Genomic DNA, 12,468 nt, shown 5'->3' with positions numbered 1-12,468 from the left:
TGCCTGGATCAGGGCGTTGTGTCCTCGAGAAGGTTGGTCGTGTCACTGACCTTGGATCGCTCGACCCGGAGCGTTCGCTTTCCGTCCATGTAGGATGTGATTTTGTTTCCGGTGAGCGTGTTAGTGTCTTCGACGATCGACTTCGTATCGTCGACATCGTACGAAGTTATCTTCGTCCCGATGATCCGCCACTGATTCTTGTAAAGGCGAACTTGCGAGACCCACTTAAAGGGGTGGTCCCCCCCTCCGTGCGAGAAGTTGGCAAACAGATCCTTACCGGAAATTTCCAGTTCCTCTGCGGCCGAATCCCACTGGACGTCAGGCTTAGATTGTGCGGCCAGGGTGTAACCACCGTTCGGCGTTCGGGTGAGGATCAGGAGCCGACGCATCGTAGCGTCTGCTTCCACGTAGGACACAACCCCTGCCCAATCCGTTAAGCCATCACCGTTCAGATCTCCTTGCACTTCCCGCATGGTTAGCATTCGGGTTCCGTAGATTGCCTTGAGGGCTGCGTCAGGCGAAGCGTATTCCTGCTTGCCCTCACTAGCGTAGCCATTCGATGTTGGCCCGAAAACCATGCAGGCGAAGCCTAGGGCGGCTACGGTCATGAATGTGCGTAACGTCTTGGCCATACAGTTTATAAGCTCCGAGATTCATGTCGTAAAGACGCCGCTTTGGGGAGGCGGTGCCCACTTTCAATTACGTTTTACCACCAGGCCCGTCTGCGCGATCAGCATGTCGATCCCCGACGCCGAGCTGCCCAGCAGGCCAGCCCAGGGATCGGAGGATACGTCCATCGACCGTGTTTCCGCGTACCCATTCCAATCGATCACCGGTGAGACTGCCGGTATCTGGCTGACGACAATATAGCCACCAGCTGAGTCCGCGTTCGCCGACATCAAAGCTCCGAAAATGATGCTCATCGCATTGCCGCACGGCGGATTCTTCGAAACCACCAGCGTGATGGTCGCACTGGCCGATAGCTTGCCGTCGCTAACCGAGAAGGCGAATGCATCGGTGCCAATGAAGCCGCTCTTCGGACGATATGTATAGCTGCCATCGCGGTTGCGTGTCAGTGAACCTTTCGACGGATTGGTGAGGCTGAGCGTCAGCACATCGCCGTCCGGGTCGTTGACCAGGCAGTCGAAGTCGATCAGTACGCTGCCGTCCTTCTGCACCTGGAACGAGGCGCTCTGGGCGGTCGGAGCGCGGTTCACCTTCTGCACCGAGACGCTGACCATCGCCACGCCCGACTGCGCCTCGCCATCAGTTACCCGGTAGCTGAAGCTGTCGGTGCCATACCAGCCCTTGTCGGGCGTGTACGTGTAGCTGCCGTCCGCGTTGATCGTGAGCTTGCCGTGGCACGGCGCGCAGACGAGCAGGGCGGCGAGACGGTCGCCGTCGGCATCCGTGTCGTTGGCGAGGACGTCGATCCGCATCGGTGTACCGACGTTGGTCGTCGCCTTGTCGTCGCGGGCGACCGGGGCGTGGTTCGGTGCCAGTACGGTGAGGGTGACCGTTACCGGCCTGGAGTCGAGCGAACCGTCAGTGGCCGCGTAGGTGAAGCTGTCCGTGCCGACGAAGCCCGCCTTGGCCGTGTAGCTGAAGCTGCCGTCGCGGTTGCGCGTGAGCGTACCGTTTTTCGGCGAGCTGGTCAGTTTCGAGGTGATGGCATCGCCGTCGACATCGCTGTCGTTGGCGAGTACGTCCAGGCGCGTCGCCACGCCGGCACGTACCGTGAAGGCATCCGCGGCCGCGACGGGCGCCTGGTTCACGTGCGACACGCGGATCCAGACCATCGCCGGGTTCGAGCGGAACTGACCGTCGAATGCCTGGTAGGTGAAGCCGTCCAGGCCGTACCAGTTGGCATCCGGCGTGTACGTATACGTACCGTCCGTGTTGAGGGACAGGCTGCCGTGGCTCGGACCGCAGACCAACAGGGCCTGCAAGGCGTCAGCGTTTATATCCCAGTCGTTGGCCGTTGGGTCGGTTCGCACCGAACCGTTCTCCTTAAGGTCCACCACATCGTCGAAGGCGAGCGGCGGCAGGTTCGGCCCGAGCACCGTGACCGTGACGGTCGCGAGGTTCGAGTCGGCGTTGCCGTCGTTGGCGACGTAGGTGAACGTATCGGTGCCAGTGAAGAGGCAATCGGCGGAGTAGCTGAACGTGCCGTCCGCGTTCTTCGTCAGCGTGCCGTGCTTCGGACCGGAGACGATTTTGGCCTTCAGTGCATCGCCGCCCGCGTCGCGGTCGTTGGCGAGTACATCGATCCGTGCCGTCTGGTTGTTGTGCACGCGTACGCCGTCGTTCATCGCGACCGGGGCCTGGTTGGCGGCCGAGACCGTGAGGCGCACCGTCGCCACGTTGGACAGCGACTTGCCGTCGCTGGCCTGGTAGGTGAGGGTGTCGGTGCCCGTCCAGTTGCCATCCGAGACGTAGGTGAGCGAACCGTCCGCGTTCCGTGTCAGCTTGCCGTGCTGCGGACCGGCGACGATCACCGTGGACAGCGCATCGCCGTCCGCATCGCTGTCGTTGGCCAGCGGCGTCAGCATGATGGCCTTGCCCTGGATACCGGCATACGCGTCGTCGTTGGCGATCGGCACGTGGTTGGTCTGGCGGACCGTCACGGTGACCGAGGCCACGGCCGAATCCACCGCGCCGTCGTTGGCGACGTAGGTGAAGCTGTCCGTGCCGAAGAAGCCGCTCTTCGGCGTGTAGGTCAGCGTGCCGTCAGCATTCACCGTGACCGCACCGTTGGCCGGCTGGCCGACGACGCGGGCGGTGAGGCCGGCGTTGGCCGGTAGCGGCGCAGCCGCGTGGGTACCGGTGGTGTTGTCGATGTCGCTGTCGTTGGCGAGCACGGCGATGACGACGGCCTTGTCCTGGTCCGTAGCAGCCGTGTCGTTGACGGCGACGGCGTCGTGGTTCACCGGCGTGACGGTGAGCGTCACCGAGGCCACGTTGGAACCGCCCTGGCCGTCGTTCACCGTGTAGGTGAAGCGGTCGCCGCCGGCATAGTAGGTATCCGGACGGTAGGTGTACTTGCCGTCCGCACCCTTGACCAGCATACCGTGCAGCGGGCCGTCGACGATGGCGGCGGCGAGCGCGTCTCCGTCCACGTCCGTCGCATGAGCCAGCGGGTCGAGCAGGACCGAGCCGTCCTCGGCGACCGTGGCGGTGAAATCACTGGCCTTCGGCAGATGGTTCACCGGTGCCATCACGATCGTGACCGTCGCCACCGCCGAGGTCAGCGAGCCGTCGCTGACGCGATAGCTGAAGCTGTCCTGGCCACGGTAGAGGTCATCCGGCCGGTAGCTGAAGCTGCCGTCTGCGTTGAGCGTGAGCGTGCCATGCGCGGGACCGCCGACCAGCTCGACGGCAAGCGCATCGCCATCGCTGTCGGTGACCCAGGCGAGCACGTTGCCGGCGATTGCCTGTTCCTCGAGCGACTGCACCGTCGCATCCTGCGATACCGGTGCGTGGTTCACGTGCGCGACGTTCAACGTCACCGTCGTCACGGCCGAGTCCGCGGTACCGTCGTTCACCACGTAGGTGAAGGTGTCGGTGCCATGGAAGCCTGCCGTCGGTACGTAGCTGACGGTGCCATCGACGTTCGTGACGAGCGAGCCGTGCAGCGGGCCGTCCACGATGCGCGGGGTCAGCGCGTCACCGTCGAGGTCCGACGCATGCCCACCGAGGTCGATGCGCGCGTCGCCGTCTTCATCGAGCGAGACGGTGAAACTGCCGGTGATGGGGGCGTGGTTCACCTTGTTGACCGTCAGGGTTACGGTGGCGACGTTGGATTGTGCTTTGCCGTTGTCGAGGACGTAGGTGAAGGTGTCTGCGCCGAACCAGAGCGCTTCGGGCGTGTAGTCGAACGTACCGTCAGCGTTGACGTCGAGGTGGCCGTGGATGGGCCCAGCGACGATGACGGCATGGGTTCCCGTGATGTTTGCGTCGTTGGCCTTGACGTTGACGATGCGATGATCGTCCTCGTTCAGAGCGATGTTGTCATCGATCGCATGCGGGTCGCCGATCAGCCCCACGTTTTGGATGGTGACCATACTGTTCGCGGCACCGAAGCCAAGCAAGTCGAATGTAAGAAGCAGGTTCGTCCCGGCGGCAAGACCGCGCACGTCGACGATATAGAGCCGGCTTCCATCTGGCTGTACTGAGTAGGACAGCCCATTGGCGAGATGGATCTGCCCGTCGGCCTGGACATTGAGCATATCGTCGGTACGGTCGAGGTCGATCGATCCGCCCACGGACAACCCCGTCGTGGCATCCACCAACGCGGCTTCGAACACATCCGTTATGCCTGCCTCAGCCACGAGCGACGAGGTCACCGTGAAGGTCAGGAAGCGGTCGCCTTCACCAAGCGTGACGATCTTGCCCACACGGGACTGCACGCCAGTGCCTTCGCTGATGTGCAGGCTTCCTGCTGCCGACTGTGCGTCGCCTTGTGCGGTCCATCCACCATCGAGCAGCGTTCCGGTCGCTGCGGTCGTCGCCGGGATCGTGCTGGCGGCGGTGGACGGTGAGCCGGACTGTTCGACCACGTAGTGGGCGGGCACCGCCGACTGGGCATCGGTCATCATTTGGCCTCGCCTGTTGAGCAGTTCCTTCAGTTGTGCCGCCGTCGGCAACCGGCGCACACCGGGTGCCAGCGTTTCATACATGAAATCCATCGGGTTCGGCGAATGATCCATGCCGAGCGCATGGCCATACTCGTGAAGCAAGACGCTCAGCATGTCCATCTTGCCGTCAGCCGGGCTCCCCGGGCGAGCGATCCAGATCGTGGGATCGGACGTCGGCAGGAAGTTCGCATCCTCCACATACGAGGCACCCAGGTACCAGCCATAGCCTTGTGCATCGTCATCAAGGACGATTCGCGGTCCTGCACCTACGTCGATCGTCGTTGCCGCCGTTCCAGGTTCGAGGCTCGAGATCGCGCTCACCACGCCCTTGGCAGCGGAGAGTGCGAGGTCGATATCCGAGCCGGTTGTGCCTCCGGTCCAGACATCTACATCGTGCCAGGTCAACGCCGTGGTGGGGGTGGGCGATGCCGTTTCTGGCTCCGGCACGGCGATGTTCGCCCCCCCGCCGATCTTGACGGGAGTCACGGTAGGCCGGCGAAGGTTGATGCTGAACGCACTCTGGGATCCGCTCTTGTCCGGATGGGTAAAGCCGAGCTGGGAGAGGATGGCTCGCATGTTGCTGTAAGGATTGCCACCCTCGGTCATCAGTTTGTTGATATTGGCAAAGGCAGTGTTACGGATCGCCCGATCTGCCGCTGCCAGCTTCGAGTTGATTACGTTGGTCACGCCCTCGAAGTGGGTCGGATTCGCGTCCACGGTGTCGTTGATCTTGTGCGTCACCCAGAAGGACGTCGCAGAGTAAGCACTCAGCAGTCTGCCGTTGGTCGAGTTTTCGGAGATGAGGTCGGGGTTGGCCATCAACGTGTCGTAGACAGACTTACCCGGCAGCACGGTCACCAGCTCGGGATGATTCGCGTCGATAAACTTGGCGAAGATGCTGTAGTTGCTGAAACCGGTGATCTGCGCCAGTCCGCGGCCGCGGTACTTCCAGCCGTACCCGGAGGCTTCGGTTCCTCCTCCTTGGCCGGCACCGACGTCGGTGGAGTAGATCCGGTTTGCGACGGCCTTCTGTACATCCACGCTCCATCCGGCGACGTCCATGCCGGCGAGATCGGTGTCGATGAAGTGCTGCGCGTTCTTGACGCGCGCCGCCAATCGGAGCGTAGCGGCGGCGTTTTCCCCCGTGCCGGCAGGGATCACGGCTACGTTGGGGTTCTTTGTGTCGTTCGCGCCCTTGTTGGTGAATGCGGTTGCGAAAAGTGATGCCATTCGGTTGGCCATACCGCCGGTCAGGTACGGACCGACGTCCTCCACCGTCTTGGTTAGCTTGCCGCTCTCGCCGAACACTGTCGCGAGAAAGGCGGCAGCGCGTTCAGGCGTGTTGATCTGCGCATCCTTCATGACGGCATTGAGCGGATCGAGCCACTTTGCGACACCGGCTTCGTCGCTCCCCCTGTCCATGGCCTTCGCCAGAAAGCCCAGTGTCATCGGCCACGACCAGCCGTCACCACCGACACCCACCTTGCTGGGATCGATGAGTCCGGTAGCCTGGCTTCCATCACCGAACAAGGCACCGACGATCGTGGGTGCGGAGGTGTTCTTGACCAGGTTGCCGAGCTCCTCATACGAGCCATCGTGGTTAGCCGCACCCCCAGCGCCCTGACTCTGCGTCACGTTGTAGACTGCCAGGAAATCGCTGAAGGCGGCCTGTTCGTTGTCGACGCCCTTACCGTTGTCGGCGCTGTTGACCAGCAGCTTGGTCATGAGTGCCGCGTTGACGTAGTTCCAGGTCTTGTCGGTAAAAGCCTTGGTGTTGAAGCCGGCGTTCTTCTTCAGATCGACCAGCGCAGAAGTCAGGTCGATGAACGTGGCGTTGCTGGCCTGCATTGACTGGTTGCTCTTGACCTTTGCCGTTTCGGTGAACGTTTTCGGGTCGGAGACGTAGGCGTTGTCGACGCCCAGGGCCAGTGTGAGGCCCAGGTGGTTGGCGCTGAGCTTCGTACCCACTTTCACTTGGTTCGCCGTTTCAGCGCCGGAGAAGGCCAGTGGCTTGCCGCCGGGTGCGCCGAGGGAAGACTTACCGGCGGCGACCATAAGATCGAACATCCAGCTAGTTCCGAAAACGGCGCCGTTGGCAGCGGTCGTCTGCGTATTGACCCAGTTGCCGAGGGCGGCATTGGTCGCCGCATAACCGCTGCCCTTGGATGCGAAGAACTGCATCCAGTGTGGTGCGTTGAACGCGTTGAGCCAGGTCAGGTAACCATCGCCGGTCGCGAGCGATGCTTCCTTCTTGTATGTGTACTTCCCGTCTGTGCCGCCAACGATCTCCTCGAAGAGCGAAAGTGCGCGGGCTTCGGCTTCACCGAACTTGCCGTCGACCTTAAATTCCTGAAGCGCGTTCTGGTCGGTGGCCGTGAGGCCGAGTGCCGGGTAGCCGAGGTATTTCAGCCGCTGTTCGACACGATAGACATCCACCAGGTCGTTCTTCTTGCCTATGCCGACTGTGCCGAACAGCGTCATGGCGGTGTAGCCGGGATCGGCGAGCGGTCGGTCACCCATGAGAACGGTTCCGGAAGCCTTCGTATAGTCCTTGGCGGTGACCGAAAGCGTCAGCTTGCGGGCGACCTTGCTGACTGATCCATCGGACTTGGTGACCGTCTCGAAGAAGATGACCTCGAACCCGTCGACGGTCTTTGCCGTCACCGTGCCACCGGCACGAAGGATGGCTTCATCCGCATCGGTCAGGTTCGGCAGGAAGTACAACGAGCCGCTGTCCGCGAACGAAACGGATTTTCCGGTGGCGTCACGCGAAACAGGCGAGGTCTTCTTGTTGTTCTTCGCCCCTGTGGTTTCCGTCAGAAGCAGCAGGTTCTTGCCGGCCGCGGCGTTCGCCGCGTTCGCACTGTTAGCGGCGGCTTCGTTCGGCGTGAGATCGAACCCGGCGAGGTTCTTCATCATCGCGTCGACGCTAGCCTTCTGTGCCGTGGTCAGACCGCTGTAAGGGGTGTTCTGCACGGTAGCCGGCAACGTGCCGGCCTTGACCAGCAGACCGACCGCAGCCAAGTACTTGACGTCGACCGACAACAGGTCACCCACATCGCCGGTGAACGACGCCTGCACGTCGGCGTCGTCGAACCATGCGCCGGCGGGCGCCGTCGAACCGACGCCGTTCGCCGGCGGGATCTCCTGCTGCGCATCGGCCGGCAGCGTGATGTGATCGGTGAGCGCCTGCGACGCCGGTCGCGCGAGGGCAGCCTGGATCAGGGCGGCGACGTCCCACGCCGCGTTTCGGTTCGGGTTCTGGGTGTTCTGGTCGATCGTCCCGAAACCGCCCTTGAGCTGGCCGACCAGCACCTTGCCATCTTCCGAGACGGTGAGGTTGACGATGCCGTATCCGTCCAGTGGCAGGGTTGCGCCCAGGTACTGCGGAATGCCCTTCAGGCCGAACGGGTCCTTGACGATGCCGAGCTTCCCGCCCACGACGACTTTCTTCGCGCTCGCGCTACCGCCGACCGCGATCGGTGGCCCGAACGGCGAGTAGACGAAGTCGGGCGCCTCGAACATCGCCTTCCAGTAAGGGTCGTTGAAGTTGTAGTTATCGTCCGCGACGATCGCGTATTCGACGCCTTCGATCGTGACGAGTACGGCACTCTGCGCGCGCTGGATGTCGAGGCGATCGGTCTTGATCGCGCTGCTCGGCTGGGACAGGTCGATCGCTGTCATCGTGGCGCTGACGACGTTTCCGTCCTTGTCACGGGTCAGAACAAGCGTAGACAGGCCGCGGTTGTAGTCGGCGACGTTCGAGACCAGATAGCGGTCCGGATCGGCCGTCGCGGCGATGAGCTGGGGCGCCTTGCCGCTGATCCCGTCGCCCGGCAGCTGCGCGACGATGGGATCGTCCATCGTCCCAGTGGCGAAGTCGAGCGTGCTCAGGTCGAAGATGAGCACGTCGCCTCGTTTGGACGGATCGCCCAGCACGACGCTGTTCGGATTCTTCGGTACGCCGACTACAAGGGTCTTGCGGTCGGGTCCGAGCGTCAGCCCCGTCACGCCGTAAGGAGAGTCCTCGATCAGCGGCTCCTTGATGGTCACGGTCTGGTTGTAGGTGGCGCTGCCCGGATCGATGTCCATCGCGAGCAGCCGATTGTGGCCGGCTCCCACGCCGTAGCTCTGTCCTTCGCCGATGATGAGAAGATTGCCGACGGCTTCCAGGCTGGCGATGTTCTTGCCGGCAGGGATGGCGATCGTACTGATGAGGCGGAAGCTCACCATGTCTATGACGTAGACGCCGCCGTTGCCGCCGACATACACACGGCTGAGGTCACCGGAAAAAGCCAACGGCCGATCCTTCGCGCCCGTGAGGTAGGTGCCATCGAAATCGTTCGGCGCACCTAGCAGGTCGAGGAGGTTCGTCTCGCCGACGACCTTGTTTTCCTGGATGAACTGGATGCCCGTACGTGTCAGTACCGCCCCCATGTCCGGCTTGAGCGTAATCTTCAGCACATTGCCAGCAAATTCCAGCGGCGCGTCGTCAGACAGCTCGCCCGAAGGCATGAGCGTCTGCGCGGGCACGATACGGACCAGTTGCCACCGGACGCTGCCGATAGCGATGCCGTTCGGCACATCGATGGATACGTCGCCCTTGACGTCGCCTGCGAGGGTCTGGATATCGCGCGTCGTGCCATCCGGGAACAGGACGCGTACGACAATCTTCCCGGCGAAATCGCCGGGGTCATCGTTCTGGACGGTGAAGACGAGCTTCTGTGCACCCGTGTCGTAGTGGACATCGCTGGCATTGGGGGTGACGACGTTGCCGTACGGCGTCTCGGAGGGCGGCAGTAGCGCGCCGACATCGAGCGAGTAGTTGGCGTCCGGTTGGAGCGTCGGCAGCGGAATATCGGCGAATTTCGGTATGCCGAACTTGTAGCTTCCGGCCGTGATACCGGTCGACGAACTGGCCAGTATGCCGATCATCGCGGAGGTGACATCCACTCCGTATGCACCGCCGGCCAGGCTGATGCCCAACCCGTCGAACGTGGCCCAGTCGCCCGCACCGAGGGACAGGTCCATATTGGGAACCACGCCCGGCAGGCGACGCACGACCACGTAGTCGCCGGACGTGCGCAAGCCGTCGTAGGGAGGACTTGCCGTACGCGCCACGCCGTCGTTTTCGACGTAGCCGTTGTCGACCAGCCACCAGGTGTCGCGCCAGGCGCCGTCGACTCCCAATACGGTGCCTTTGCGCAGGAAAACCACTTCGTCGCCGGCCTGGGCCTGTGAGACCTGGACCGGGATCGCGAGCTGCAACGGTGCGTTAGTCGGCGTCGTGCCGACATCGAGATGGAAGGCGGCGACGGCCTGTATGCCCGGCGCCGTCGGTACGGGTATCCCCATGGCCGCGGGGTCGAGGACGTTCGTCCGGCTGATGGAGACGTTCGTGTCCTGGGTGAGGGTTCCCGCGCCAATCATGACGGTTTCACCGGTCGGTGCAGCGACCACGCCGCCGTCGTCTTTGTCGATCTGGATCACCCGCGGTGCATCGGTGCCGTTGCCGACCGTCTGTGCTGAGTCGACGTGAAGATCGATGTCGCGCTGGCTGATCGTCTGCGAAACGATCGCACCGAAGATGTCGCGTTCGGTGTGTACGTACACGACTGTTATCGTCACCTTTCCGGTGTGCAACGAATGGATCAGGCCGTCCTGCCCGACCGTGGCGATGCTTTCGTCGCTGGAGAAGTACAGCGTGCCGGCGGAACGCGCGGCAATATCGATCACGGCTCCCGTTTCGCTCGTCGCGTGTACCTTCAGCTGGCGTGTTCCATCGGCTAGCAGCGATAGCGAGGACGGATAGACGTCGTCCACTACCACGACGGGTGCCGCTGACGCGAGGTCCTCGTCATTGCCATTGGTATCCACGGCACCGTCGTCGATCGCGAACGGTAGCGTCACGTTGATCGACTGGACGGCACGAACGGTGTGACCGGCCGCGTCGGTGTTCGTCGCGACGATCAGGGCGGGGCCGGATCCGACCGCCGTCGCGATGTCACGCGCATCGTCGATGGCGATGGCCGAGGGGCCGGCGACGCCGACCGTGTCGAGCGGAACGACCGACAAGGTGATGAAGGAAGGATCAGCACTTACGTCCACGCCTGCCTGGTCGGCGAAGTCGACGATGGTGCGTACGGCGATGACCTGTCCCGTCAGCATGTCGGCGATGGGGACGAGGTGGATGCCGGTGACTGGCGCCGCACTCACGTGGATGGTGAGGTGGATCGGCTGGCCGGTCGTGTAACCGTCATCGGCGAACAGCGTGATATCCGCGTCGCCGCTGAAACCCGCGTCCGGCGTGAAGACGAGCGACGCGCCGTCCGTGCCCAGGCGGGCGGTGCCGTGGGTGCTGCCGGCGACACTCCAGAAAATATCGTCGCCTTCTGCATCCTGGGCCAGTGATGCCAGGGGTACGGCGATACCCAAACCCGTGTGCGTCAGTGCCTGCGCATTGGCTGAGGTGGCCGTGGGTGCGGCGTTCTCACGCCAGCCGTAATTGGCGTACAGGATCTGGCGGTCGGCTTGGTCGACCACGCCGTTGCCATCCAGGTCGCCTGTCGGGTTTCCATTGGCGCGGGCGTCGTTCCACGCGTCGACGTCGCTGCCGTCGATATGGCCGTCACCGTTGATGTCTCCCGCGACGGATATCGTGAGGGAGACGTTCCCGAGGCCCGTCACACGTAGTAGCTTCAGGCCGGCCTCGGTCACGCGGACGATCAGGGTACGGACACCACCGACGAGGGTGCTGCCCAGTACGTCGCCACCCACGACCTGGAGCGATGCGGCGGCATCGGCGGAGGTGAGTCGGAGGGCAACCAGCAGCGATCCGGCGGCACCGGGTACCTTGACTGTCGACGCCAACTCGCTGTCGCGCACCTGGAAGGCGATAGAGGTGACCGTGCCAGCCGTTACGGCACCGGTCCATACGGCCGATCCGGATGTCCAGGAGGCGGCCGAACCCAGGTTGGCGACGAGGGTGTCGTTCTGCAGTGCACCGTCCTTGTCGTAACCGTATGCAGTGCCGGTGTCAGCGGCATTCAACGTCCTGACGAGTGCCAGGCGGGCCTCGCTGTCGTAGCGATAGACGAGCGTCTGTGCGTGCTCGCCCGGTCCGGTGACCGATGCGATGCGTCCGTCCGCCCCGCGCTGGATCGACACGCGCTCGCTAGAATAAGCGCCGACCACTGCGATACCGCTGTCGGAAACCAGCCACTGGACACCGTCGACGAACGCAACGGTCGAGACCTTGCCTTGTGCGTCGAGCGTATAACGCGTGCCGTCCGGACCGGTCAGTTCATAACCCGACGGCGACCAGGGAAGCCCGCTCGACTGGTCGTAGAGATGGCTACCCTGGTGTTGCAGGGCATCGCCACCCAACGCGCGCAGCGACCATCCGCGGTCCGTACCGAACGTGGCATGGTAGGTGACCGGTGAGCCCGGATCGGTCGATGCGCGCACGCCGTCGACTGAGAGCTTGAACGCGAGGTTCAATACGCTCGCACCCGCACCCAGGGTCGAAGGCACCTGCAGCCACACGCGTGCGCCGTCGTTCCAGGACGCCAAGGCGCCTGTGCCGGTCAGCGCGGGTTGATCGGAGGTGAGGCCCGTATTGAATCCGCCCAGGGTGAAGTTACCGAAGTCGCCGGTATCCGGCGCGGTAGAACGATCCAGGGAGAAGGCGTGCCCACCGAGCGTCCAGTTCGCGTCGCTGACGAGGGTGTTTCCACCCGTTTTCGTCGCGCTGTCGATCACGATCGACGCGACGATTTCGCTGGTTCTTCCGGCGAGGTCCCACGCCGTGAAACGTACGACATACAGACCA

Annotated in this window: 2 protein-coding genes (1 of these 2 running past the window's edge); both read right to left on the bottom strand. The window is 63.3% G+C overall.

Translation table 11 applies throughout. The features are described from left to right. Positions 1-8 precede the first annotated feature (8 nt). Entirely contained in the window at positions 9-632 is a 624-nt protein-coding gene (locus tag AB8808_RS11450) for a hypothetical protein (RefSeq protein ID WP_369929462.1), read from the bottom strand. Between the two features lie 63 nt (positions 633-695). Further along, positions 696-12,468 carry the final stretch of an Ig-like domain-containing protein gene (locus AB8808_RS11445; protein ID WP_369929460.1) on the bottom strand. Its footprint extends 25,604 nt past the window's final position, so only the last 11,773 of its 37,377 coding nucleotides appear in the window; its start codon lies off the right edge, out of view — the gene reads right to left on this strand; its stop codon occupies positions 696-698.

The sequence above is a fragment of the Xanthomonas sp. NCPPB 2632 genome (assembly GCF_041228075.2).
Lineage (GTDB): Bacteria > Pseudomonadota > Gammaproteobacteria > Xanthomonadales > Rhodanobacteraceae > Luteibacter.
Note: the sequence above shows the minus strand (reverse complement) of the source record. Positions and strands in the feature narration are given on the sequence as shown.